The following is a 26,714-nucleotide window of genomic DNA, read 5'->3' on the forward strand; positions in this document are numbered from 1 at the left end:
AACTTATCTGATCTCAAAATGATATGTACCCGCCGACACCTGGTATACCTGTTTACCCCAACCATTCCTGCCAGCACCACGAATAACACCGCCCGCACCCGTGACCAGTTTCCCATTTTCATACAACTGCTGTCCATCGGCTACAGGAAGATAAATGGTAGCCGTTGAATTGGCAGGAACTGTTACCGACCAATTGATCATGCCGGCATTTCTTTTCCAGGTAGCAATGATATTCCCATAAGGGCCCTCATGCACCGCTTCAAACTGATCCAGCCCTGCTACAAAGTTTGGTTCGAGGATCACGTTCCTGAAGCCCGCGGCTCCTTCATCTGGTTTAATGCCACCAATTCCTTTATACAGCCATCCACCTATTTCGCCAAACATGATATGGTTGCGCGAAAGATCAGATCCGGCATTGATATCCCAGTTCTCATATAACGTAGTAGCGCCATTCACGATCCACCAGCCCCAGGAGGGATATGTTTCCTGGGCAGCCAGTTTATAGGCCACATCCCCATAGCCATTTTCACTCAACGCATTGAGGATGGCCTTGGTGCCCAACAATCCCACATCCAGGTGGAAATTATCCTGCTCTACCCGCTTCGCAAGCGTCTCCGCTACTTTACTTTTATGTTCAACCGGCACCAATCCCCAATACAAAGCCACACTTAGTTCTGTTTGTAATCCTGAGCCATAAGTAAACTTGTCTTTATTGAAGTATTTCCCGTTAAATGCATCCTTTATTTTAGCGGCCAGTGCACTGTATTTTTTATGGTCCGCTTCCTTACCCAATAGCTTAGCTGCTTTGGCCAGGATGGTAGCATCGGCAAAATAATAAGCAGTAGAGGTAAACTCCACCGGGCTCTTTGACTTCACCGGCACCCAATCGCCCAGGCCCCAGGTAGTAAGCCCCGAAGGATACAGTTCATTGATATGATCTACATACAGTTTGATATTGTCATAACAATCCGCCAGCAGTTTCTTGTCTCCATAGAACAGGTAAATATTCCAGGGGATAATGGCAATCGTGCTGGTCCAGTCGGGACCATTGCCCCATTCATACCCCCAGCCGCCTGTGGGAATGATGGAAGGCAATACACCATTGGGCTGCTGCTCATCCCGGTGATCGGCCAGCCATTTTTCATACACCGTGATCCCATCAAACCCATACAGGCCGGTCTCAATAGCGATCTGCGCATCACCAGTCCAGCCATTTTTCTCCCGCTGCGGGCAATCTGTAGGATAACCGAATAAGTTCGACAGGTAGGCATTATTGGTAGCCCACCAAATTTTATTGATCGTATTGTTGGATGATTTGATCTGGCCCGCTACCGGCACCTGGCTGTGCATGAAATAACCTGTAAGGCTTTCCTTGGTAAGCGTTACCGGTTTATTGCTGGTCACTTCTACAAACTGGAAGCCCTTGTAATTAAAGCGGGGCATAAAGCTTTCCTCCCCTTTTCCGGCCAGGATAAAAATATCTGTTTGGAATGGGTCTTTGTCATCAGTAGGACGGTAGTGTACATCGATATTAGACAGATCAGCACGGCCATTGCTATACAACTGTTCGGCATGTTTCAACCGGAGAATAGTACCTGCCTCCCCACTCACTTTTATCCGGCTCACACCCGAAATATTCCGGCCCAGGTCAAACACATAGACCGTATCACTGATCCGGTTCATCGATTGCGGTGCGATCTCTTCTACTGCACGAATGGGATGCAGGGCCTGCGCTACTATATTGTTGGAAGGTGCAGCACGCAGCAGAACAGCCTTCCATTTGCTATCATCAAAGTTTGCCGTATTCCAACCCGCTTGTTCAAGACGGGCATCATAATGTTCCGCCGTATAAATGCTGTTAAAAACAACAGGCCCCAGCGCTGTTTTCCAATCCTTGCCCGAAGTAATAGTTTCTATAGAACCATCTTCATAGGTAATGCGCAAGTCCAGGCAGAAAGCCGGCCTTGCGCGCCAGGGAGCTTTGTGAAAATACCATACAGCGGTAGATTGGTGGTTGTACCAGCCATTGCCCAATAATACCCCAATGGCATTTTTACCGGCTTGCAACTGCGTCGTTACATCGTGTGTTACATACAACGTGCGCCGGTCAAATCGTGTATACATAGGATCCAGTCGCTGATCACCGATCCGCTGTCCATTGATGTACAATTCGTACAAGCCCGCCACTGCGATATAGGCTCTTGCCGACCTTATCTTTTTAGGCGCTTCAAACACTTTCCTGAACTGACCGGCCGGTTTTACGGCCTCATCATTTACATCACTGATCCAGGCGCCCTGCCAGTTGCGCTTATCCATCATACCCGTTTCAAAACTGGCGATGGCGGAACTTGCTTGCAAACCATCCTTGTCCCAAATATCCACCCGCCAGTAATACCGCGTAAAGGGCTGCAGCGATTTGCCGGCATAGGCGACCAGGCTGGCAGCACCGCTTATTTTGGCCGATTGCCATACCATTCCCTTCTTCAGGTCCTGTGAATCCGTGGAGAGGAACAACTGGTAAGCCGTTTGCTTTGCGCCGGTACGCTCATCTATCAAGCGCCAGGAAAAACGTGGCTGGGCAGCATCAATACCAATGGGGTTGACCAGGTATTCTACCTTTAGGCCGGCTGGCCTGGAAGGGGTGTAAGCATGCGCAGCCGGCAGCAGACACAAAAAAAACAATAAGGTGCAACAAAAAAAGGGGTGCAGGAATGTTCTCATAGTTCTAATTGTCAGGGATCCGTTAGGCCTTGTAAGATAAAGTTTATTGCTGTACTAAAAGGTTATAGCTGAAGGATTATCGGTGACTTTACATGCCGTGCCGACAGGAGCGGACGGACACTCCACCAGGCGGCTGAAAAGGGGCTTATGGCCTGATTAAAAGACCTACCTTTGCCCAATCTGGCATAATCAGTTGACAATCAATAATTATTTATTCCTTTATAACCCATCAAAACTTTAAGTATCGCTTTGCCAGGTCCCTGTAACATTGTATCTTTGCAGCCCCTTAGCAAAAAATATCAGTCTTTGGGCTGAAATCCGGTAGCGACGGGGATTTAATCAATTTTTTTCTAAACAATTAAACAGGGATCATGAACAATTACGAATTGATGGTGATTTTTACCCCTGTGCTCTCTGAAGAGGACTTCAAAACCGCTCAGAAGAAATTTACCACCTTCATTACTGATAATGGTGGTCAAATTGTGCACACCAATCCCTGGGGTCTGAAATCACTGGCGTATCCCATCCAGAAAAAAACCACTGGTTTGTACTGGGTGTTGGAATACAACGCGCCATCCAGCTTCAATGAGCAATTGAAAATTCAATTGCTTCGTGACGAGAATGTGCTCCGTCACATGTTCACTGTACTCGATAAATACGCCGTCGAGTATAATGGAAGAAAGAGAAGTGGTGTACCTACAGGAGTTGAAAAAGCAGTGGAGGGATAACACATGGCAAAAGCAAATGAAATTAAGTACCTGACCGCCATTAAAACCGAGAAACCCCGGAAGAAATTCTGCCGTTTCAAGAAATATGGCATCAAGTATATTGATTACAAGGATGGAGAATTTCTGAAGAAATTCCTGAACGACCAGGGCAAGATGCTCCCCCGCCGCATTACCGGTAACTCTCTGAAGTACCAACGTAAAGTAGCGCAGGCAGTTAAGAAAGCCCGCCAGATGGCATTATTGCCTTATGTAACGGATCTATTAAAGTAAACCTCACCCTAATCCCGTGACGAACGGGTAGACAGTCGTCCCCTCCTATAAGTCGGGATAGATTGGGAAACGGTGAACAAAAACAACATCATGGACATCATCCTGATACAAGACGTAGACAACCTGGGCGGCGCTAATGAAGTAGTGAAAGTGCGCAATGGTTATGCCCGTAACTTCCTCATCCCGCAGAAATTTGCGGTTGAAGCCAATCCTTCCAACCTGAAACAACTGGAAGAAAGGATGAAGCAGATCCGTAAGAAGGAAGAGGCAATGCTGAAAGAAGTAAATGCGGTAATTGCCAAACTGAAAGATGGCGTACTGAAGATCGGTGCTAAGACCGGTACCAGTGGCAAGATCTTCGGTAGCGTTACTTCTTTACAGATCAGCCGTGCTATCCGTGCGCAAAAAGGATATGAGCTCGATCGCAAGAGGATCTCTATCGTGGATGAAGTAAAAGAACTGGGTACTTACAAAGCAACCGTTGACTTCGGTAATGGCAACAGCACTGAAGTTGAATTTGAAGTGGTAGCCGAGTAATCCTCGTCTTATACATTCTTTAAAAAAGCCTTCCCCATCCGGGAAGGTTTTTTTATACCTTCCTATCCTGCCTTCCTTGTCAACCTGTCAACTTCTCACCTTTCCATCCCCTCCCCTTCTGTATGCTAAATTCTGTCTTCTGTATGCTTCTTTCCGTATATTTATATTACAATCCTTCACAATGCGTATTTACAGTATCCTGTACCTTGCACTGATCTGCCTGACTGGCGCCTGCCGGGACGCGCAAAAGAAACCTTATGTAAGAACAGCCAAAGACACCCTTCCTGCCAAAAGCAATATTGACCCTTCTATTCCCGGCAATTTCAGTCCCCAGCGCTCCATGCGCTTCGACAGCACGCAGATCGGCCAGTTCCTGTCTCAATACCCTTTGCTGAAAGAGTATGGCAGCGATATTCAAAAGTTCTACAACAGCCGCCAGTTCTCCTATGCCTGGTTCGATAGCCTGGGTATTATTGAGCAGGCAGGTAACCTGCTCAATCGCATAGAAAATATTGCCGATGAAGGCCTGTCCCAGAAAGTATTGTATAAGGGCGCTTTCGATACCCTCGTGGCGGATGAGCAAAATAAAACCAACGACAGGACCACGGCCCCTTCTGTTGATATCAATACAGAGCTTATGCTCACTGCCCAGTATTTTTATTATGCGCGTCATGTGTGGCAGGGCCTGCCCCAAAAAGAGGTAGAGGCCATGGATTGGTTTCTGCCCCGCAAAAAAATAGAAAAGGATGCCCTGCTCGATTCCCTGCTCCGCTCGCCTACCGATTCCTTTCTAGCCGATGAGCCCTTGTATTACCAGTATTACAAACTAAAAGACCAGCTGAAAGAATACCGGACGATTGCCAGCCAGGGGGGGTGGCCCACCATCAAAGCCGATAAGAAGAAATACCAGTTGGGTGATTCCGGAACCGCCATTAAGCAGATACGCGCGTACCTGCACGTTACCGGCGACCTTCCTCCGGATGATGGGAGCTCGCTATTTGACTCAACGCTAGCCCGGGGCATCAAGAGCTTCCAGCGCCGTTTTGGTATGAATGAAGACGCCGTAGTTGGCCCAGCCGTGATCAGGGAAATGAACGTACCTGTGAACCAGCGTATTGAGCAGATCGTTGTCAATATGGAACGCTGCCGCTGGGTACCCGCCCGGCCAATGGGCGAATACCTCGTTATCAATATCCCCGACTATAAACTATACGTGTTCAACAACGATTCCGCATTGTGGAACATGAATGTAGTAGTGGGGCAGGCAGTACACAAAACCGTTATTTTCTACGGAGAAATGAAATATGTAGTATTTAGTCCTTACTGGAATATTCCGCCCGGTATCCTCAAAAATGAGGTGTTGCCCGGCATTCGGCGCAATCCCAACTACCTGGCCAGTCACCGGATGGAGAAAGTGGGCAATTCCTACCGCCAGAAGCCCGGGCCTGCCAATTCCCTGGGGCTTGTTAAGTTCCTCTTTCCCAACAGTTACAATATTTACCTGCACGATACCCCTTCCAAGAACCTTTTCGGGCGCGAGAACCGCGCTTTCAGTCATGGGTGTATCCGATTGGCCGAACCTAAGAAACTGGCCGAATACCTGTTGAGACATCAACCTGAATGGACCACCGACAAGATCACCAGGGCAATGAATGCCGGCAAGGAACAGTATGTTACACTCAAAGATCCGATGCCTGTATTTATTGGTTATTTCACCGCCTTTGTTACATCAGATGGCAAGCTCAATTTCCGGCAGGATGTGTATAACCGCGATGGCCGGTTGGCCAAAACAATGATGCAGTAAATAATCGTATATAGATCAGTGCAGACGTGCATTCTGTGCATTCCCAATGGAATTTATATTCTATACGTCTGAATCGGGCAATTTCTCCACGTTTACAGCGTTTTAAATATGCCAAACCTCCCAAATCCGCCCCAGTAAAGGAATAGCGGAATAATTTTGTTGGTTACATAATTATTTTACTATCTTCACAGTTGATTAATGTACTTAGTTCTCGTGTTCTGAAGTGTCTTACCTAATATCCTGGTTTCCTCAGTTCATTGCAGTAACTATTGTCATTATCGGTTTTTTTCAGCACTTTAAAAATTTTAGTTACAATGAACATTTACGTAGGGAACCTCTCCTGGCAAATGACCGACGAGGATCTGAGAACCTTATTTGAACAATATGGTTCTGTTACTTCTGCAAAAATCGTTAAGGACAAAGTAAGCGGCCGTAGCAAAGGCTTCGGTTTCGTAGAAATGCCTGAAGACGGTGAAGCACAAAATGCACTGAGCAGCTTGTACGAATCAGAGGTACTCGGCAGAAAGATCATCGTTAACGAAGCACAGCCTAAACCTCAAGGTGGCGGCGGTGGCGGCTTCAAGAAAAGAAGCTTCGGCGGCGGTGGTTCCGGCGGCGGCGGTGGCTACAAAAAAGGTGGCTTCAATCGCGGCGGCGGCGGCGGCGGTTACAACAGGGATTATTAATCAAATTAAATCTCTTTGTATACACACAAATCCTTCTGATCACTCAGAAGGATTTTTTATTGCCCATAACTCCCTGATCCTCCTCTCCCCTCAGCCTTCTTACCGAAAGCTTTTCCGCTCGCAGTTCATCGCTCGCAGCTTTCTTAATTCCATTTTAATATCGTTTTAATCGCCTCTAAAGATTCAAAGCTGAAATTATTCATCGTTTGAAATCCAATTCAATCAGGTCGTTAAGACATATTCACGACACAGAAAATTAATCTAATCAACACAGTCGGGGCATGGCTTTTGTCAATATAAGGTGAACCTTGTTAGTCATGCTGTTTTTGTGGAATAAAAGCTGCATTTTTTACTAATCATAATCGTAGAATTTACAAAAGGAGGTACTAGTGCTAACTGTTATTATACCCGTTCTGAATGAAGAAAAAACCATTGCCCGTGTTGTTGAGTTTTGTAGGCAACAGCCACAGGTAACGGAAGTTATTGTGGTAGATGATAGATCAGAAGACAATACGGCAGCAGCGGCTACAGCAGCAGGCGCTAAGTTGATCACAAGCCAGGTGCGCGGTAAAGGCATTTCGATGAAAGATGGCATTCAGCAAGCCACCAATGAGATCATTATATTCCTCGATGGCGATATTGATCCCTATCCCGAAGGCACTATCACAGGTCTCGCAACACCATTGATCAATGATGAAGCCGATTTTGTAAAAGGCAGCTTTGCCCGCAATGCAGGCAGGGTAACTGAACTGGTAGCAAAACCTTTATTAAACATATTCTATCCCGGCCTCTCTTATTTCTCCCAGCCCCTCAGCGGCATGATTGCCGGTAAGAAATCTTACTTCAGGAAAATTGATTTCTTCAATGACTACGGCGTCGACATCGGTATCCTGATCGACATGTATCTCATGAAGGCCCGCATCAAAGAAGTCAATATCGGTTATATAGAGAACAAGAGCAAGCCCTGGCAGGCCCTTGGCAAAATGAGCAAGGAAGTATCCCGCGCCATCATCAGCAAGGCCCAACGCCAGCATCCCGAAGAGATCAGCGAAGAAGAGATCCATTCCCTGGAAACCATCAACAGTGAAATGAACAAAACGCTCCGCGAAAAGCTGAGTGGCTTTCACAAAATGGTGGTATTCGATATGGATGATACCATCCTTATGGGAAGGACCATCGATGCTTTTGCAAAAGAATTTGGGTTCACCGGTAAGCTCGAAGACCTGCGCGCACAGGAAAAAGACTCTATCATCCTTACCAAGCGCATTGGCATGCTGCTAAAAGGCCGCACCATGGATGATATGCTCAATGTGGCCAGTAAGATCAGCATGGTACCCGATATCAAAGAAGTAGTAAAACAACTCAAAGAGAAAGGTTATATCATTGGCATCATCAGCAACAGCTATACACTGATCACCAATTATGTGCGCCAGCAGATCGATGCCGATTTCTCCTATGCCAACCAGCTTGAATTCTTTGAAGGCAAAGCTACCGGTGAAGTAAACCTGCCGTTTTATTTCTTTGGTTCACCCGACAGCATTTGCGGCCATTCCTATTGTAAGACCAACGCCCTGCAGTATGCCTGTGAAAAGTATAGTGTGCAATTGAAGAACTGCATGGCCGTAGGCGATAGCCGCGATGACCGTTGTATGGTGGGTCATGCCGGTAAAGGAGTGGCTTTCTGTACCAAAGATGAATTACTGGAATCAATTGCTCAGAAGAACATTCGTGAAAATAGTTTTGAACCCTTGCTTTCGATGGCCTAAAAAAACAACAATCACTCAATTGTAAACCTTAAAAAAAGCCGCGTATGCCAAAAGCCTTTTACAATATCCTGGTGCCGGTAGATTTTACCGGAAAGAACAAATGGGCTATTTCCAAAGCCATAGAGCTGGCCAATACCTTTCATTGTAATATTCACCTGGTACACGTGGTATCCAACAACCTATTGCCGTTGTTGCCCATAGAGACCAGCCTGAACATGCCCGGCCGTGCAGCCGAGATGAACAATGCCAGCAAGAAACTGGAAGCATTGAAAGACTTGTACCGCCAGCATTTGTGCGGTGGTGGCAAAATCGAGATCAGCCTCCTGCAGGGCAATACCAGCCAGCAGCTGGCAAAATATATTCAACAATATGAAATGGACCTGGTAGTGGTGGGATTGGCAAAATTCAACCTGATACACCGGATACTTTCTTCAGTATCCATCAGCATGCTGGCGCGCAAAACGAATGTTCCTGTACTGGCTATCCGTTCCAGTGGCCTGGTAAGTCATTTCAAGAAGATCGTACTGCCATTGACCGATGAGCTGCCTATGCACCGCATCAAACTGGCCACCATGCTTGCCCGTTCTTTTAAATCTACGGTTTACCTGGTATCGCTGCGCAACGATAAAGATGGCAATGCAGCCGAAAACATTATGGACAAAGCACTGGAAGTAGTGCAAAGCCTGTCTACCATACCTGTTCAGTCCTTCCTGCTGGAAGGAAAGAACCTGGCCAAGAGTACGCTTGATTTTTCCAAAAGGATCAATGCAGACCTCATCATGGCCAATCCGTTCAAAGAATTCCATTTACCGGGTTGGTGGAGCAGGATCACCAAGAAGATATTGTCTTATGGTTCAAATATTCCCGTTATCACGGTTGACCAGAAGAATGAAAGCGTTTCAGCGTCTTAAGTCGTTTTTTTAGTGGTTTGTAAGCCCTTCCTATATGGCAGGGCTTTTTTATTGTGTCATGTTGTTTAAGGTGAGTCGCCCTGCTGTGCGGCATTTGCAGCGCTGCAGGGCGGCCCACCTTTCAGTATATTTGTACGCTTAACTCCCGGTTCATTGCTCTTGACTTTCTACTCACTTCTTTGTCCCCGGAACAGGAACTTACCCGGCAGTAGTTCGATCGTAAACTCATTGTGTTCTATCAACTCACCATCGAGGTGGGCGGGAATGGACTCTTCAGCCTTTATGACTACCTGTGTTACCTTCTCTACTTTCACAAAGGGCAATGAGATGTGCTTCCCTTTCTCTACCCGGGGCAGGTAAAAGAACCTTTTTATGGGATGTATTTTGCGGATGATCACCAGGTCGAGCCAGCCATCATTGACGACAGCCTGGGGCGCTACCATAAATCCCCCTCCATAACGCGAGCCATTGGCAATACTGATCAGGAAGTATTTGCCCTGCTCTTTACGCCCGTTGTATGCCAGTTCCAGCACCTTTTCCCGGTAAAAGAAGATCTTCCTGATCACCGTAACCAGGTAAGCCAGGTGACCGCTAATAATGCGTTTCTTACCCATCGATCTCACCACCTCCCCGTCAAAGCCTATACCTACGCCATTCAGGAATAAACGGCCATTGCAGCGGCCGGCATCCACCGGGCTGGGGGCAGATTCGAGCGCCCTTCTCACCTGGGCTTCGAAGGGAAGGTTGCCGTATAACTTCCAGCCGAAATCGTTTCCGGAACCACCCTTAAATACTGACAGGGGAATAGATATATTTGGATACTGATTGATAAAATGATTGAGTGTGCCATCGCCCCCCAGTATAAAGACATCGGAAAAGCCGGTAAATTGAGCTGGCCAGTCGTCCATAAACACCGTACAGGGAATGTGCTGGCTTTCCAGCAGTTCCTGCAGTTGACGGGTGAGAACAGTGGAATAACCACTTCCGGCCAGGGTATTGCAAACGATGGCAATGTTGAAGGAATGGATCATACAGCGTGCAAATCAATCAATGAATGTGCTTAAAAGATAAGTTATTTTAATATCACCGACCCAACAACTTTAATATACCTACTAAATGATTGTTTCATGAAAAGAAGGGATTTTATTAAGAACACCTCGGTAGCGGCCGCTGGCATCACCATACTCAACTTCCCCGTATTTGGCAAAAATGCCCCCAGCAATAAAGTAGTGCTGGCCGTGATGGGCGTCAATAGCCGGGGCGCTTACCTCGCAGAATGTTATTCCAAAATACCCAATGTGGAAATAGCCTACCTCTGCGATGTAGAAGAAAAAGCCATTCAGAATGGCCTGAAACCATTTGCCCAGGCCAGCAGGAAACCAACTGTTATCAAAGACATCCGTGAACTGGTACAAAAGACCGATTTCGATGGACTGGTAGTAGCTGCCCCCGACCACTGGCATGCGCCTGCCGCTATTTTGGGCGTTACCCACGGCAAACATGTATACGTGGAAAAACCCTGTGCACACAATCCCTATGAAGGCGAATTGCTGGTACAGGCCATGAATAAATACGGGAAGCTGATCCAGATGGGCAACCAGCGCCGCTCCTTCCCAACGCTTATCAATGCGGTGAAAGAAGTACGCGAAGGTATTATTGGCAACGTATACCTGGGCAAGGGCTGGTATGCCAACAATCGCAAATCTATTGGTCATGGCAATAAAGTAGCCGTACCCATGACCCTGGACTTTAACCTATGGCAAGGCCCCGCTCCCCGCCGCGATTACCAGGACAACCTGGTACATTACAACTGGCATTGGTTCTGGCATTGGGGTACTTCCGAAACCTGCAACAACGGCACGCATGAGATTGATTGCTGCCGCTGGTTCCTGGGCGTAGACTTCCCTACCAAGGTCACCTCCGCCGGCGGCCGTTATGCTTTTAAAGACGATTGGGAAACGCCCGACACACAGGTAGCCACTTTTGAATTTGGCCCCGGGAAAGCCATTACCTGGGAAAGCAGGAGCTGCAATGACTTCCCCGTGGAAGGCGCCGGCAGGGGCTTCATCATTTATGGTGATAAAGGCACGTTGGTCAATTACGGAGCAGATAACTATAAGATCTTCGACAACAATAAGAAACTGATCAAGGAAGTTAAGTCAGATGTAAAAGGAGATTCCGGCAACCTGGTAAGCTCTACAGGCAACCTGGATTATTATCATTTCAATAACTTCGTCAACAGCATCCGGGGTGAAGATAAACTCAACTCCCCTGTTAATGAAGGTTACAAAAGTGTATTGCTTTGCCTGCTGGCCAATATCTCGCAGCGTACGGGCAGAACACTGCACACCGATCCCACCAATGGACATATCCTCAACGATAAAAAAGCCATGAAGCTTTGGAGAAGAGAATATGAGAAAGGCTGGGAACCTAAAGTGTAAGCGCATTTCTTTTGAGATAGTACAAAACGAGACAGCCTGCATAAGCTGTCTCGTTTTCATTTCTCATATGGTGGGTCGCCCTCAAAGGGCGGCTCACCATACACAGGATGACCATCCTTAAAGCAACAATTCCAATTTCAGGTTGCGCTGAATATGGAAGGGTATTTCCGTTTGCCAGTTTTTATACGTACTGTCGCAATTGATCCGCAAACTGAGTTGGAGAGTATTGGACATATCGGCTGCCGTGATCTTCCCATCCTTCCGGCTTACTGTGCTGTTGATGTAAAACAGTTCATTTCCAAATTGTACATTGTACTTGCCAGGTGAGGCAGGTTGCACCATCTGAAAGTTATTGCGTACACCAGCCACTACCGGCTTCTCCATATCATCCACAAGAAAGCCAAGACAAGGCTGTGCAGGAGGAAGAAACGCTGTACGGAGCTTTACCTCATGACTGGCAACATCGGTTATATAGGCTGTAATAGCCAGGCAGTCTTCCCCGTAGAGGATACTCTTCCCATTGGCAAAGTTGCCTTTTACCGGTTCCTTTTTCACCAGGCTGTCTCCTTTATTTTCTAAAGTGGTAATGCGCGACTGCGGACTCACCGCCACAAAAAAAGTAATGAAGTCAGTGATGGGGCCGGTCATGCCCGGCACTTCTATTTTGGGGATCGCGATCGATCCATCCGGATGCAGGGATATACGGTAGGGCTGCACGGCGAGTGCTTCAGCATCTTTATTGGTAGTATCACCAGGCATATAAACCATTTTGGAAAGGCTGCGCACTTCATCACAGGGCATACCCGCACTATCCAGCACTACCGTTAGTTCCATTACCACCACGGTAGTGGCATTCCATTTACCATTGTATGATTGCTCAGTCGTTAACCGGTAGCGGTACCGGTCACCCACTTTGTATTTCCTGGGAAAGAGGTGGCCGGCCACCTGTCTTTCCTGCGCTAATAAGCTTGTGTAAGCGGTGAGGTAGGTAAATAATAACAAGAATTTCATAATATAAGAAGAGGTATTCATAACTGGCTGTTTAAATAAGTTGTATATACATCTATTTTAAATTTACAAAGCGTTTGTCATCTTTTGTAAAACATTGATACTGGTAAGCAATTGGGCCTGGGGAATGGACTTCAATACCTTCAGGTACAGTTCTCCGGATACTTTAACCCCTGCCTTTTGTATCTCCTTTCCTTTGGCAGTGAGGTAAACGAGGTTGGAGCGGTTGTCGGCAGCATCTGTTACCTGCCTGATCAGCTTGTTTTTCTTCATGTTCATCAATACCCGGGTAATAGTCGTTTTATCACGGTTGAGCTGTTCGCTGATCTCTTTCTGACTGATGCCATCCTTGTACCAGAGCACTACCAGGATGGAGAACTGCTCGGCAGTAACGTCGATATTGTGCTGTTTGAAGGCCGCCGCCAGTACCTGGCCGAACCTGTGGGAAAACTCCGCACACAAGAAGATAATATTCTGATCTAAGCCTTCCGGTTTCATATTGGTTGTAGCTACAACTAAATTAAGCAGGTCCCGGCTGATTACAAAATTGTTTCGGCATATAAGTGTCGGCCGGTTACTTTTACCGCCCCGCGCAAGCGGGCGTATGGCCTGCTAACCAGTCTATTGCAATAACTTAACAATACGTTATTAGTACATATGAAAAATTATAGTATCTTTGCACATCATTCTCACTCTTAGCAGACTGGATTTTTTTTCCCCACACAGAAAACTCATCAAGTCATAGGTTGATGAGACAAACAGTTAACTCTCTCCTTCGTTATCATCCACGCAGCCGATAGTTAACAAATTATTTATTAAAAACTATCATTTTGACATTTGATCAACTGAATCTTCAGGAGCCTTTATTAAAGGCGCTGAAGGACACGGGGTATACTAACCCAACTCCCATCCAGGAGAAGTCTATCCCTATCGTATTACAACAAAAAGACCTGTTGGGCTGCGCCCAGACAGGCACCGGCAAAACAGCCGCTTTCGCAATCCCTGTATTACAATTATTGCATAGCCAGCAACCTGCTCAAAGAGGCCCCCGTGCCGTAAGAGCACTGGTACTCACGCCAACGCGTGAACTGGCTATCCAGATAGAAGAAAGTTTCAGGACTTATGGTAAATATACCGGCCTTAACCAAATGGTTATTTTTGGTGGTGTATCACAGGGAAGTCAGGTCAACGCCCTCAGAAATGGGGTAGATATCCTGATTGCCACACCAGGCCGCCTGCTTGACCTGCTCAACCAGGGATTCGTAAACCTGCAGCACTTGCAATTATTCGTATTGGATGAAGCCGACCGTATGCTGGACATGGGTTTCATTCATGACGTAAAGCGGATCATTGCCCGTATTCCTGTTAAAAGGCAAACCTTGTTCTTCTCAGCTACCATGCCCCCTGAAATTGCGGGCCTGGCCAATACGATCCTGAAAGATCCCATTAAAGTAGAAGTTACCCCTGTATCCTCTACTGCAGAAAAGATCGCCCAGGAAGTATATTTCACTGATAAGGACAGCAAGCGCTCTCTGCTGATCCATGTGCTGGAGAATTCCACCATCGAACGCGCCCTCGTTTTTGCCCGTACCAAATACGGCTCCGACAAGATCGCCAAAGCATTGACGCGTGCAGGTATTAAAGCCGATGCTATTCACGGTGATAAATCACAGAATGCACGGCAACATGCACTCAACAATTTCAAGAATGGCAAGATACGCATCCTGGTAGCTACGGATATCGCCGCAAGGGGTATTGATGTAGACAACCTCACACACGTGATCAACTATGAACTGCCCAATGTACCGGAGACCTATGTTCACCGCATTGGCCGTACTGGTCGTGCAGGCGCCAGTGGTATCGCCATCTCCTTTTGTGATGCAGAAGAAAGGGCTTACCTGAAAGACATTCAGAAGCTCATTAAGCAATCTATCCCGGTAGTGGAAGAACATCCTTTCCCTGCTGCCAAAACGTTTATCGCTCCCCAGCCCGCTATTCAAAAGAAGTCAGCCGGCGGCGGTGGCAACAGGAACGGTAATAATGGTTTCAAGAAGCGATTCAACAGCAACCATTCTTTCAACCGTTAATCTGTCATCTACCTATACAGGCCTTTCCTTTGGGAAAGACTGTTCAGATACAACAAATGTGCGAATGCGGCTATGATCCATAGCAACATTCGCACATTGTATTTATAACACTTAATACTTTCGTTTCTTGGCAAACGCTACGCGGTAAAACTCATAGCCTCTTTCCGTATTGCGGGGCATGTATTTGCGGCGGTACTCAACGGCGCTTTTGTCTTCCAGCAAGGCCCAGTTGAAATCATTGAGGTAGTCCCTTAGCTCTTCGGGTTTGAAACCAAAGGTCCAGCGTTCTTCTATCTTTTCCAGGTCACTCAGTAATTTCTCAGCGCCATAAAAAGCCTGCGGATTATCGAGCACCATGCGGTGCACATAGGTAAAGATAATATAGGAACCTCCTGCAAAGCGACTGAGGAATCGAAACACATTTTCGATAGCAGATGCCGTGAGGTAGTTGGTAACACCTTCCCAGATAATAGCGGTAGGCTTTGTAAGATCGACCGGATTCCAGTCGAGCATATCATCCAGGCTTTCCTTGTTGAAATCGAGCTGGTAATAGATCACATTGTCAGGCAGTCTCCCCAGTCCCTTCAGTACATTCACTTTGTGGGCAGAGGTATTGGGGTGATCGATCTCTATTACGGGAATATCTCTTAAGAAGCCGAGCCGGAGGCCTCTGGTATCAAAACCAGCCCCCAAGATCAAAACCTGCTCTACCCCATTGTTGACAGCATATAACAGCAGGTCGTCGATGTATTTGGTACGGGCCAGGCCGGATGAGAGGGCGCCTGGTATTTTGCGGTGGATGATATTGTGGACCAGGGTTCTGATAAAAGGGATCTTCGACAGTTGGGTGGCTCTTTTGAGGCCTTTATCGAGGAAAGAAATGGCATAGGGATCATTGAACAACCGTCTGCCCAGGGGGCGGGCTGTTTCAAGCGCCCTGAATAAGGCCATGTATTGCGCAGTTCTGCTGGCTTTATCTTCCTTCATACAAATGATGTAGTACCAAAATGGCTGTTAAACTACACAACATTCCACGATTATGCAATGGGGCTCCAAGTTATCCTGCCGTTAGTTGGCTATGGCTTTCACCAGTGATTGGGCCAGGGTGGCCAGTTCCTGCTTCGTTTCGGGGTGGGTCAGCTCTCCATGCTCATTGAGTTTGGTGGTAACGGCAGGGATGGTAACCTCTGCTATTTTCTGTACGCCCAACGCTTCCAGGGTCAATAAGAGAGAGGCATGGGCCCTATCCCCGCCCCTGTACAGCGGCGAAGCACTGATGGTAGCCACGGGTTTTTCATTGAGTTCTCCTGATGAAACTAACCAATCCAATGCGTTTTTAAGCACACCAGGTACCCCAAAGGCATATTCCGGGGTACAGATAACCACTGCTGCGGCATTTTTGATGTGGTCACGCAAGGCTTTAACCGACAATAAAGGGCCATCTTTATCAATATCCGGGTTGAAGTGGGGTAAATTGCCAATGCCCTCATAAATGGCATAGCGAACGTCCACCGGAAACAGGGTGCCCAATATCTCGAGTATGGTGGTATTGGCTGAACTGGCCCGCAGGCTGCCTGAGATCGCTAGTATCGTTTTCATATCTGTTCTACAAAAGTAAAACCTGGTATGTTTGATCGCTCATCAAAACATACCAGGTTTTAGTTATTTTATACCTGACCTACAGCCTAAGCTGTCATGTACTACTTCAATTCTTTGATCTTGATGCTTCGGAAACTAACGGCATTACCGTGGTCCTGGAGCAGGATGCGTCCGGCTTTGGCCTCGCCAAAGTTGGGCCATTTCTTGTATTTGCTGATGGCCACCAGGTCGCGGAAAGCCTGGGAACCGCGCTCATACTCCAATACTTTTAACCCGTTGATATAATGCTCTACATGGTTATTGGGATATACCACCACGCGACCGGTATTCCACTGACCGGGGGGACGCGTGAAACGATCCTGTTTATTCGCTTTGATCAGGTCATATAAAGAAGCCAGGGTACGGTTGCCATCACGGCCCATTTTGGCATCGGGGTGTACTTTATCATCCAGCACCTGGTATTCCAGTCCGATGGCTGAACCGGGATTGTTTTCTTTCAAGGTTACAAAGTACTTTACACCGCTATTGGCGCCGGTAGTGAGCTTAAAATCGAAGGTGAGATCAAAAGCGCTGTACTCTTTCACGGTAACAATGTCGCCACCGTTGGTCGATTCAGCACCGCTGGACGCCAATACACTCAGCAGGCCATCTTTGATCTCCCATCCTTTCTCGGGAAAGCCGGGCTTGTAAGCACCTTTCCATCCTTTGGAGCTTACCCCATCAAACAGCAATACGGTGCCTGATTGCTTTTCTGCATCCGACAAAGTATTGGGAATGGTATTCACCACATAGGTTGTTTTCAAATGGGGAGCCGGTACCAGGTTGCTGGTCTTGATACGGATGTTTTTCCAGTAGATCTTCTTACCTGCCTGCTCGGGATTTTTGATACCATGTACCTGCAGGCCAATAAACCCGGCAGCATCGAGTGTATCTACCACATAGGCGGCTTCGATATTGTTGACCCAGGTGCGCAGGTTGTGCCCGATGCATTCAATGCGCACTTTATTGAACTGGCCATTCTTAAAAGCTGGCTGGGCAGCGGGGTTCAGCCCCAGGGGATACAACCAATCTCTGCGGGCCTCATCATAAATACCACCTGACCAGCGACGGGAAGAAGGGTCAATCTCATACTGATAACCATATACCCTTCCGGTGCCGTTATTGCCGGCAGGATTGAGGTGGCTCCTGAACTGGATGCCTGAGTTGGAAGTGGTATCTTCCATCAATACTTCCAGTTCCAGGATAAAGTCGCCATACTCCTTCTCCGTTACCAGGAAAGTATTGGGTGTATTCAGGGAGGTGACGCCCGTAATAGCGCCATTCTCTATTTTGTATTCAGCATTGCCAGACAGTTTTTTCCAGCCATTGAGGGATTTACCATCGAATAAGTTTGTCCAACCGCTGGTTTGTTTCTGTGCAAAAGTGCCATGGGCAAGGATCGCCAGGGTAAAAAGGAAAGGAAGTTTTTTCATATCGCTCAGTAATATTTATGAGAAGTTATACGCTGATTTCCATTGTCTGGTACCGTGTGTGTAAGCTGCTTCATTGGCTAGGTGTACACATACTGCGGTAGTAGCACCGGTGATCACATTGGATACGGGTTGCTGCTTCTCCACAATGCATTTGTGAAAGTCTTTCACTGCATACCAGGTACCATCTTTCATGGGTTCCTTGATGATGGGTATGCCACCATCTTTATTCCATTCTATCTTGGTAGCACTGCTTACACCATCTACTGTTTCCAGTTCTTTTTTAGCAGCTGCCTCGGGGTAAAAGATACCTTCATTGACCAATAATGCTACGGTTCCTTTGGTCCCTTTCAATTTGAATATATAGCCCTCCCGGGCATTGCCACAGGTAGAACCAAAGTTCCCGATCATATTCTCTTTATTGTACCGGAGCACTACCTGCACATTGTCGTAAGTCTCTCTTCCGTCTTTGTAATAGTCGATGCCGCCTACGCCTATGATCTCATCAGGATGGGTATTGAACGCCCAGTTGATGAAATCGATCTGGTGAGACAACAACTCTGCCACCAGACCGCCTGAATAGGCTTTGTACATGCGCCAGTTTACCTGCTGGTCGGTATAACCGGCGGGAACGGGCCTGCGCCAGTTCCAATTGCGGTCCCAACGGCAATCGATATGGGTGATCTTACCGAGGTATCCCTTTTCGATCATCTCCTTTACCTTAAAGTAAAGAGGCACATACCGGTATTGGTGGCCTACCTGCAACACCTGGTTGGGATGTTGCTTTACCTGCTGCACCAGCTTCATGGCCTGCGGGATATTGTAGGTCATGGTCTTTTCCAGGAATACGTGCTTGCCGGCATTCAATGCATCGGAAGCAATGGGAAAGTGCATATTGAGCGGCACAGCAATGACTACGGCCTGGATGGACTTATCGTCCAACAGCTGTCGGTAATCCTTGTATTCTTTGGGTGCTGACGCCGCCGCAATCTTGCGGGCATTATCGAGCCTGAAATCCAATACATCACAAATGGCCGCAATGTTGAATTCATCGGGCAGTTGGCGGATAATGGACATGATGCCGGTACCACGATCACCACAACCAATAATAGCAATATTTATTTTGTCAGCGTAGGGGCTGCTAACAGCCTGCAACAACTGGTTGTGCAAGAGGAAACCTCCCGTAAGCAAACCAGCCTGTTGAATAAATTTTCTTCTGCTCATATGTGTTCGTTGTGCGGGTTAGTTGTGAGCTTCCCCTTTATTTCTGTTTTCAATGTTCCTTGATGAAGGTATAGAACCTGCTGCTGGCCGTATCAGCGATCTTGCCATCAGGTTTACGGAAGATAAGATAAGCCGCCATATCTTTCCGTTGCTCTATAAATGTCAATGCCTTCTGTACGCCCATCACCATTAATGCATTGTCATAAGCATCGGCGGTAATAGCATCAGGGGCATATACTGTTACACTGATCAATTCGCTTTGGGAGGAATACCCTGTGCGGGGATCAATGATGTGTGATATCTTTTTACCTGCGCTTTCATAGAACTTACGGTAGCTGCCCGACGTAGTAATAGCGCCGCTGTCGATGGAGATGATCTTTTGCAATAAGGACAACTGGAATTCATCTTCACCGGGTGCTTCAATACCGATCTTCATTTTCTCATTACCTGGTTGCCGGTGTCCCTTGACCCTTATTTCCCCGCCGATCTCCACGATATAATTGGCCAGGTGCTGCTTGTCCAAAAAGGCCGCCAGCACATCTACACTGTATCCCTGTGCGATGCCATTTACATCAATTTTAACGCAGGGTTTCGTTTTACTGAGCGTGTGACCATTCACGGTTAAGAACCGGGAATCTACACACTGTTTCAGAGAACGTATAGTGGCTGAATCTGGTAATTTGTCGATCTTCTTGGGGCCAAAGCCCCAGGCCTGCACCAATGGTTGGACGGTAATATCGAAGATTCCTTCCGTTTGACGGTAAGTTTCTATGGATTTATCGATCACGCGGGTCATGTGATCATCCATATTGATAGAAGTTTCAGCCTGGTTGAAACGGCTGATGAGGGAGTAAGACTTGTAAATGGAGAGAGAACTGTCAATAACAGCGAGGAGACTGTCTACCTGGCCTTTTGTTACGAGACTATCGGTTGCATAATAGGTTACCTGCCAGGTAGTGCCTTGTGCAAATCCGTTCATACGAAAAGCCCTTACGGGTTGTGCTTTATAGGTAACAGCGCCGCACAAAAAAAGGGGTAGGAAAATAAGCAGGTTCCTCATCCGGACAAATATAAATAAAGCCCGGTTGCAGAATGAGGAAACCCGCTTAAATTTATGCAAACGATTCCGCAATCGCCATACTATTGCGCATAATCCGGCCTGCCATTCTTCCAGGCAACAGGATAGCGCGCGCAGGGGGTGTTAATGGCCCCATCTACGGCTGAAGGATAACAATCAGGGGTTCCATAGATGCCATAAGGGTCAAAAAAATACCAGCGTTTGTCATTGGGGTCGCGGTGGGCGAAGAAAATGTGCAGGTGATTGGCTGCCTGGCCTCCCGGACCGGTACTACCAGCCCATCCAATCACATCGCCAGCCTGCACATTTTTGCCGACCAAATCACTACTGATCTTTTGTGAGTTGGTTCCCCACCACCCCGCGTCCGGATTCCTGTCTGACGTTTTCAGAGGGCAGCCTGTATTCTTCAGATGATTCTCGTACTTAACTCTTGTAGGATCATTGGCCGCTTGTGACAAAGCGGGCTGGCTTTTGCTCCATGCCACGGCACAGTCATTGTCGGCGCCATTCCTTACGTGCATATAAATTGTTCTGTAAGCATCTTTTTCTCCTCCCACATTGTGGCTGATGATGATGGTATTACCCGACCATTCATCGTACCCGGCAAAAATTACTTTCCCTGCGGCGGCAGCGGTCAGCTGGAATGTTTTCCCATCTTTCCGCGAATAATCAATGGCATGGTGCCAGGCGCCGGGAGAATACAACCAGCCATTCTTCGACATATCAGAAGCTTTCTCTTTGAAAGGAAGGGTAAGGAACCTGTCCTTTGCATCATAGAGCACTGAGTTGCGTACGTAGTAGTCATTGCCCAGTTTGAGGTTGGGCCAGCGGTAATATACCCTGCTGCTGGACGAAGGATTGGCCGGACAACTGCCGGGTTCTCCTTCGCAGTGCTGTGAGCTGGCATAAATGCCATAATCATAACTATCGCGTCCCGATGTAGCCGGATTATCGGCCATCAAAGCCTGGTTCATACAACCACCGGGGCAATCACCATCATAGGTTTCCAGGTCTACCAATTGCAGGTTCGAACCATTATACTCTGCCCACCTGGACGTAAAGCTTTGCCAGTCGGTGCCATGCCATAGGGCATAACCATCTGTGCCCTGCCGCCACACGCCTAAAAAGATACGCTTACCACCTTCTACATAAGATTCGATATCTATCAAACGCAGGTTCTCTTTTGCACGGTCATCCCAGTATTTGGTAAACTGTGTGTAGTCCATTCCATAAGGAGACAACACATAGGCATCGTTGCCCGGATTGAACACGCCGAGGAAATATCTTTTGCCTCCTTCGGTATAGGTTTCAATATCTGTAAGGCGGAGATTTTTACTGTAGTCGCTCCAAAACTTATTAAACTCCGCCCAATCAAGCCCGGTTGGTGTAAGGGCATATCCGCCGGTCCCTTGCCTGAATACACCGAGGAAGTATCTTTTGCCGCCTTCGGTATAGGTTTCAATGTCGATGAGCCGGAGGGTTTTGCTGTAATCAGACCAAAACTTGTTGAAAGCTGCCCAGTCGAGGCCGGCAGGCGTAAGGGCGTATCCATCACTGCCTCCTTCCCATACACCGGAGAAGTATCGTTTGCCGCCTGTTTCATAGGTCTCGATATCAATAAGACGCAGGTTTTGTTTAGCCAGCTCACTCCATTTTTTGTTGAAGTCGGCCCAGCTAACACCAGCCCACAGGTAGGTGCTGCCATTGCCTTTTCGCCATACTCCTGTGTACAGATCCTGAGCTATTGCAGCCATTCCTGCCAATAGTAATAATAACAACGGATAAACAACTTTACACTTCATAGTTGATATTTTAAGGTTATGATAAAAACAATAGAGCTATGCTACTATCAGAAGTGTGAGGTAAATGATGCTGGGAAACAGGAAAAAGGATTCAAAAAAGAATTCAAACAGTCGGAATGAATAACAACGTAAAGTAAAGACAAGGGGCGAGGCCAAACCTAATCAGGCGAGTGAACGGAAAAAGGATGAGGAAACGGTTGGAAGGATAAGTTTGAGGCATTAGCTATTAGGATTTAGCAGTTGGCCGAAGCTTCGACGCGCTTCTTTGGCCAGGTGAGCCGCCTTGAAGGGTGAGCCGCCCTCCAAGGGCGACCCACCCTTCAACAACCCTTCGACACCCCTCGACAAGCTTCCCGCGGAGCGGGATGACATTACTAAAAGTGACATATTATTTATTGAATAAGGCGTTGATCACGGCTTCTTTTTTGCGGCGTGATACTTCGAGTGTAGTGTAATCCTGCAGGATAAGGGTGGAGTTTGATTTCGAAAACTTCACGGCGTATTTCAGATTCACCAGGTAAGATTTATGGATGCGCAGGAAACCTTGCTCAGCAAGCATTTCCTCGTAATCCTTCAGTGTTTTGGCACTCACCAGTTTCCTCCCTTTGGTGAGGTGGAAATGGGTATAGTTATCATTGCCTTCACAATAAACAATTTCATCGGGGAGCAGGAAATAGTTGCCATCCAGGGTCGCGATGATCAGTTTAAAGTCTTGTTGCGCTGTATTGCTCAGGTTGCTCACCACCTGCTGCAACTGTTCCTTCTCCATATTGTGCCGTGGTCGGCTATTCAACTTATCAACTGCCTGTTTCAGCTCATCGGCATCTACAGGCTTTAAGAGGTAATCGAGTGCGCTACATTTAATGGCGCGGATGGCATATTGGTCATAGGCTGTTGTAAAGATGATCTCAAAATCAATACGGGTCAGCTTTTGCAGCAGGTCAAAGGCATTCATCCTGGGCATTTCAATATCGAGGAATACCAGGTCGGGCCGGTGGGTCGCAATAGTGGCGATCGCCGTCATGGCATCGGGGCAAACGGCCACCACCTGCACATCCGGGCAGTGCATTTGCAGCATGGACTGTAGGGATTCCCGGCAATGTTTTTCGTCGTCTACTATTATGGCTTTCATGGTATCAACCCATTTTATTCTGAATATAATTCAGGGTGATTAGTACGCTGGTTCCGCATCCCCGTTGATCTTTATCATAGAAGTCTTTAACCTCGATATGGGTATTGGCATCATAGGTCATGTTTACAATATCCAATCTTTCGCCGGTAATCTTCATGCCATGGCTTTTCTTTTTCAAGGCAGACCTGCTGCGCATTTCTGCAGATGCCATTCGCCCAACGCCATTGTCCTCCACTTTTATACTGAGCAATTCGCCCACCCGTTTTATCTCCAGTAACAATATTCCTCCCGAATGTTCGCGGTAAAGCAGGCCGTGCCAGATGGCATTTTCTACATAGGGTTGAATGATGAGGGGAGGTATGATCACCTGGGCCGGATCGATGTCTTCATCGAGGATCAGTTTGTATTCAAATACATTGTCAAAGCGGATGGATTCCAATTGTATATAGAGATCCAGGGCACTCAGTTCATTTTCCAGTGTCACCCACTCGCTGCGGGAATTGTCGAGTATCATGCGCATGAGCCGGGAGAACTTGGTAAGGTACCCTGAGGCGTTTTGTGGGTCGTTCTTTAGTATGAAGTTATTAATAGAATTGAGGCTGTTGAAAATAAAGTGGGGGTTCATCTGGGCGCGCAGCATGTTCATTTTTACACGGGCTATCTGACGGTCAAAATCTCTCCTGGTGGCCTCTTTCTTCCGCAGTGTTTTAATGCGTTGCTTCAACAGTAAGTATACAATGGCGGATATAGCTGCCACCACGCATGCCAGGAACCAACCAGTGCGCCAGAAAGGGGCCTGTACAGTAAAGGACCAGTCGGCAGTATTGCTCCATTGGTTAGACCCCGCTGCAGCCCTTACCTGCAGGGTATATTTGCCTGCGGGTATATTCCGGATGGTTACCTGCCTGGTGTGGTTTAGTTTGATCCAGGTGGTATCCTGCCCCAGTAACCGGTACTCATATCTTACCGCTGCCGGATTGTTGTAATGAATAGCAGTAAACAGGAGCTCCAGGGAGTTTTGTTTATAAGAAAGAGAGGCTGGCGCAAAAACATCATGCTGCAAGGGCAGGCTGGTACGCTGCTCATCCCGGATCACAAGTATGTTTTCAATATTGAGTACAGGGGCTGTGATGGTCTTAGCATACACCAGGGGATCAAAGGAAAGTAAACCGGAAGAGGTGGCCATCCAGATGGTACCCTGGTTGTCCTGGATCATGTCTACGCCCTGGTAATCGCCTTTCAGTAAACTGCGGTCAATGTCTTTGGCTACAATGCTCAGGTCGTTGCCGGATTGTTCTATGCGGTTAATGCCATTGTAGGCAACGGCCCATAATATGTCGTCTTTATCAACGAGTATCTTGAGGAAGATATCGGAGGATAAACCATCGTTGGTAGTGAGTTGCTTTTCTATCACCAGGCTGTCCTTTAAAAAATGGCATAGCAGGAGGCCATTGCCCTGTGTAGCCACCCATACTTTGCCCTGCCGGGTCATTTGCATATCAGTAATGGAAAAGGATTGATCCTTTTGCAAAGGGAACAGTTCGAGGTAAGTATCTTTTATGGTTGCCAATCCCCAGGTGCTGCCCACATATATTTTACCACCGGGGCTTTCGACGAGGCTACGTATTAAGGGATTGTCTGTTATTTCCTGCCGGTAAGTATATTGGATAAATTCGAGGGAATCGTTCTTCCCCTTCCTGATACGAGTGACATTTTTATCGCCGGTGGTCCACAATTCTCCATTCCTGCCACAGTGCATGTGCAGAAAGGTTTTGTCGCCCGAACCACCTTCCTCATAAAAGTATTGCAACCCGGTTTTGCTTAGCCGGGCCAGTCCCTGGTAGCCACTGCCAAACCATTGGTCGCCATCGGGCATTTCACAGATGCTTTTTAATTCTGCGTGGGAGAAAATGGTCTTGCCACCGGGCCAGACCATTTCAAAATGATCATTCACCTTTTTAAACAAGCGGCCCCTGTTGGCGCCTGCAATAATGGTTCCGTCTTTCAGCTGGTAAATACTATAGAGTTCATTAAAGCCCTCGGGCTCCTCCTGGAGATGGCTTTTAAATATTTCAGGGCGGGCATACAGGAGTCCTTCGTGGGTGGCGATCCAAAAGTTGCCGTCCTTGTCGCAGGTGAATACGGAGCCCCATTCGCGGTGATCGTACGGGATATTGAGTACTTGGCGGAAGGCCTTGGTTTTTACATCTACCTGGAAAATGGCTTCGGAGTTATAATAGTACCAGTTGCCGCCTTCCTGGTGAAAATCCATACCGGTGAGAAAGGGAATAGGTAATTTCTTCCATTGGTTGTCTTTCCTGAAATTAACGCCACTGAAATTGGCACAGATCAGCACTTCGTCCTCTTCGGTAACGCTGATGCCATTGAGCAGATCGGCGGAATGGCTCATGCCCCAGATCTTCTGCAGGCTCTTTCTATCAGATTCATAGGCATTGTAAACATTACCGATGAGGAGGTGGCCATTTTTCCGGAGGGCCATTCTTTTCACACGCCTGTCATCCTTTAGGGTGCGCCAGACAGGTAGTATACGTGGTGTGATGGTAAGGGTATCTTTTTGTGTGGCCTTTTTGATGGCGGGCGCCTCGAGCCAGGCGGGTCCGCTGCCTGTACCTACCCACAGGCCCTGTCCTTCCAGGAGTAAGCTATAGACGGGGATATTGCCCTCGCTGAAGTTTACAGGCACCACTTCTTTGTTGGCATAGTAGAAAAGGCCGGCCACGGAGCCGATCCAAAGGATATGGCGGGTGGTATCTTCCAGGAAGCAGAATACGCGGCCAATACGCTTATTGCGGGCAAAGAGGTAGTTGGTGAGGCCGTAGCCATCAAAGCGGCTGATACCGGCTGTATGGCCTATCCAGAGCAGCTGGCGGGAATCGAGGTGGAGGGAGAGTATTTCGGAGGAGGGGAGACCGTTGCGGGCGGAGAATTCGGTAAACTGGTAGTGAAGCGGGGTCACCTCAGTGATAGTGGCATGTTGGGCGTTTACCTGGCAGCAGCACAGGCACACCAGGAGGAGGCATAACAGGCGGCATGTGCTGGTGCTTTGCAAGGAGGCTGTTTGGTGTTTTGGTAATTACTAAAATTAGGTATTCGGGCTGGTAAAATGACGGGGAATGAGGGAGGGGGTATGGAGTGAGGGAGTGGCGGGGCGGCAATCGTGAATCGGCAGTCGGTAGTCGTTTGCTTCGCCGGGGCGATGTGATTGGGCCAGACTTGTGGGAGATTGGGTTGAGGTATGGTCAAAAAAAAAGCCCCGTAGTAAACTACAGGGCTCAATAAATATGGCAGCTACCTACTCTCCCGCATTGTGGTGCAGTACCATCGGCCATGAGGGGCTTAACTACTCTGTTCGGTATGGGAAGAGGTGAACACCCTCGGTATAACCACCATAAGAAGTTAATACCGGATTTTATCCAGTCAATAAGATTAC

The 26,714-nt window shown here is 47.6% G+C and carries 21 protein-coding genes and 1 rRNA gene; 9 read left to right on the forward strand and 13 right to left on the reverse strand.

Annotated features, from left to right (window positions below; translation table 11 throughout):
* Positions 1 to 3: 3 nt before the first annotated feature.
* Complete coding sequence (locus tag D3H65_RS18430; protein WP_119051722.1) at positions 4 to 2,721, reverse strand: alpha-L-rhamnosidase; 2,718 nt, start codon at positions 2,719 to 2,721, stop codon at positions 4 to 6.
* A 371-nt stretch (positions 2,722 to 3,092) separates the two neighbouring features.
* Here D3H65_RS18430 and rpsF point away from each other — a divergent pair, with 371 nt between their 5' ends.
* The 7 genes from rpsF to D3H65_RS18465 all read left to right on the forward strand — a co-directional run bounded on the left by rpsF (position 3,093) and on the right by D3H65_RS18465 (position 9,423).
* The gene (gene rpsF / locus D3H65_RS18435) at positions 3,093 to 3,449 is read left to right on the forward strand and encodes a 30S ribosomal protein S6 (protein ID WP_119051723.1); all 357 of its coding nucleotides are present in this window, start codon (positions 3,093 to 3,095) and stop codon (positions 3,447 to 3,449) included.
* A 3-nt stretch (positions 3,450 to 3,452) separates the two neighbouring features.
* On the forward strand, positions 3,453 to 3,719 hold the full coding sequence (gene rpsR / locus D3H65_RS18440) for a 30S ribosomal protein S18 (protein ID WP_119051724.1): 267 nt from the start codon (positions 3,453 to 3,455) through the stop codon (positions 3,717 to 3,719).
* A gap of 90 nt (positions 3,720 to 3,809) precedes the next feature.
* On the forward strand, positions 3,810 to 4,256 hold the full coding sequence (gene rplI / locus D3H65_RS18445) for a 50S ribosomal protein L9 (protein WP_119051725.1): 447 nt from the start codon (positions 3,810 to 3,812) through the stop codon (positions 4,254 to 4,256).
* A 181-nt stretch (positions 4,257 to 4,437) separates the two neighbouring features.
* Positions 4,438 to 6,060 carry a L,D-transpeptidase family protein gene (locus D3H65_RS18450; RefSeq protein ID WP_119051726.1) on the forward strand — a complete coding sequence of 541 codons (1,623 nt, stop codon included), beginning with the start codon at positions 4,438 to 4,440 and terminating at the stop codon, positions 6,058 to 6,060.
* A 314-nt stretch (positions 6,061 to 6,374) separates the two neighbouring features.
* Positions 6,375 to 6,746 carry an RNA recognition motif domain-containing protein gene (locus D3H65_RS18455; protein WP_119051727.1) on the forward strand — a complete coding sequence of 124 codons (372 nt, stop codon included), beginning with the start codon at positions 6,375 to 6,377 and terminating at the stop codon, positions 6,744 to 6,746.
* A 389-nt stretch (positions 6,747 to 7,135) separates the two neighbouring features.
* Positions 7,136 to 8,512, forward strand: a complete 1,377-nt coding sequence (locus D3H65_RS18460; RefSeq protein ID WP_119051728.1) for an HAD-IB family phosphatase — start codon at positions 7,136 to 7,138, stop codon at positions 8,510 to 8,512.
* A 44-nt stretch (positions 8,513 to 8,556) separates the two neighbouring features.
* Positions 8,557 to 9,423, forward strand: coding sequence for a universal stress protein (locus D3H65_RS18465; RefSeq protein ID WP_119051729.1), 867 nt, complete (start codon positions 8,557 to 8,559; stop codon positions 9,421 to 9,423).
* Between the two features lie 167 nt (positions 9,424 to 9,590).
* Here D3H65_RS18465 and D3H65_RS18470 read toward each other — a convergent pair whose 3' ends face one another.
* Complete coding sequence (locus tag D3H65_RS18470; protein WP_119051730.1) at positions 9,591 to 10,454, reverse strand: diacylglycerol/lipid kinase family protein; 864 nt, start codon at positions 10,452 to 10,454, stop codon at positions 9,591 to 9,593.
* A 96-nt stretch (positions 10,455 to 10,550) separates the two neighbouring features.
* On the opposite strand from D3H65_RS18470, the gene D3H65_RS18475 reads away from it, so the two are divergent.
* Positions 10,551 to 11,864, forward strand: coding sequence for a Gfo/Idh/MocA family protein (locus D3H65_RS18475; protein WP_119051731.1), 1,314 nt, complete (start codon positions 10,551 to 10,553; stop codon positions 11,862 to 11,864).
* A gap of 117 nt (positions 11,865 to 11,981) precedes the next feature.
* Here D3H65_RS18475 and D3H65_RS18480 read toward each other — a convergent pair whose 3' ends face one another.
* Both D3H65_RS18480 and D3H65_RS18485 read right to left on the reverse strand, forming a co-directional pair.
* On the reverse strand, positions 11,982 to 12,896 hold the full coding sequence (locus D3H65_RS18480) for a hypothetical protein (RefSeq protein ID WP_119051732.1): 915 nt from the start codon (positions 12,894 to 12,896) through the stop codon (positions 11,982 to 11,984).
* 42 nt (positions 12,897 to 12,938) lie between these two features.
* On the reverse strand, positions 12,939 to 13,370 hold the full coding sequence (locus D3H65_RS18485) for a MarR family winged helix-turn-helix transcriptional regulator (RefSeq protein WP_119051733.1): 432 nt from the start codon (positions 13,368 to 13,370) through the stop codon (positions 12,939 to 12,941).
* 332 nt (positions 13,371 to 13,702) lie between these two features.
* Between D3H65_RS18485 and D3H65_RS18490 the strand changes: the two genes are divergently transcribed.
* Complete coding sequence (locus tag D3H65_RS18490; protein ID WP_119051734.1) at positions 13,703 to 14,959, forward strand: DEAD/DEAH box helicase; 1,257 nt, start codon at positions 13,703 to 13,705, stop codon at positions 14,957 to 14,959.
* 111 nt (positions 14,960 to 15,070) lie between these two features.
* Here the strand turns inward: D3H65_RS18490 and D3H65_RS18495 are convergent, their stop codons facing one another.
* The 9 genes from D3H65_RS18495 to rrf form a co-directional block, all read right to left on the reverse strand.
* Positions 15,071 to 15,946 carry a class I SAM-dependent methyltransferase gene (locus tag D3H65_RS18495; RefSeq protein WP_119051735.1) on the reverse strand — a complete coding sequence of 292 codons (876 nt, stop codon included), beginning with the start codon at positions 15,944 to 15,946 and terminating at the stop codon, positions 15,071 to 15,073.
* An 81-nt stretch (positions 15,947 to 16,027) separates the two neighbouring features.
* Positions 16,028 to 16,558, reverse strand: a complete 531-nt coding sequence (locus D3H65_RS18500; RefSeq protein ID WP_119051736.1) for an NADPH-dependent FMN reductase — start codon at positions 16,556 to 16,558, stop codon at positions 16,028 to 16,030.
* Positions 16,559 to 16,659: 101 nt separating this feature from the next.
* Positions 16,660 to 18,030, reverse strand: a complete 1,371-nt coding sequence (locus D3H65_RS18505) for a 3-keto-disaccharide hydrolase (RefSeq protein WP_119051737.1) — start codon at positions 18,028 to 18,030, stop codon at positions 16,660 to 16,662.
* Positions 18,031 to 18,045: 15 nt separating this feature from the next.
* Positions 18,046 to 19,251 (reverse strand): Gfo/Idh/MocA family protein, encoded by a 1,206-nt coding sequence (locus D3H65_RS18510; protein WP_119051738.1) that lies wholly within the window; start codon positions 19,249 to 19,251, stop codon positions 18,046 to 18,048.
* A 49-nt stretch (positions 19,252 to 19,300) separates the two neighbouring features.
* Positions 19,301 to 20,311, reverse strand: coding sequence for an FAD:protein FMN transferase (locus D3H65_RS18515; protein ID WP_119051739.1), 1,011 nt, complete (start codon positions 20,309 to 20,311; stop codon positions 19,301 to 19,303).
* A gap of 80 nt (positions 20,312 to 20,391) precedes the next feature.
* A complete protein-coding gene (locus D3H65_RS18520; protein ID WP_119051740.1) occupies positions 20,392 to 22,131 on the reverse strand; it encodes a M23 family metallopeptidase in 1,740 nt (579 codons plus the stop codon).
* A gap of 388 nt (positions 22,132 to 22,519) precedes the next feature.
* Positions 22,520 to 23,263, reverse strand: a complete 744-nt coding sequence (locus D3H65_RS18525; protein ID WP_119051741.1) for a LytR/AlgR family response regulator transcription factor — start codon at positions 23,261 to 23,263, stop codon at positions 22,520 to 22,522.
* 4 nt (positions 23,264 to 23,267) lie between these two features.
* Positions 23,268 to 26,333 carry a sensor histidine kinase gene (locus tag D3H65_RS18530; protein ID WP_162915711.1) on the reverse strand — a complete coding sequence of 1,022 codons (3,066 nt, stop codon included), beginning with the start codon at positions 26,331 to 26,333 and terminating at the stop codon, positions 23,268 to 23,270.
* A gap of 230 nt (positions 26,334 to 26,563) precedes the next feature.
* A 5S ribosomal RNA gene (gene rrf, locus D3H65_RS18540) occupies positions 26,564 to 26,675 on the reverse strand.
* Positions 26,676 to 26,714: the final 39 nt, after the last annotated feature.

This window comes from Paraflavitalea soli, from assembly GCF_003555545.1.
Lineage (GTDB): Bacteria > Bacteroidota > Bacteroidia > Chitinophagales > Chitinophagaceae > Paraflavitalea > Paraflavitalea soli.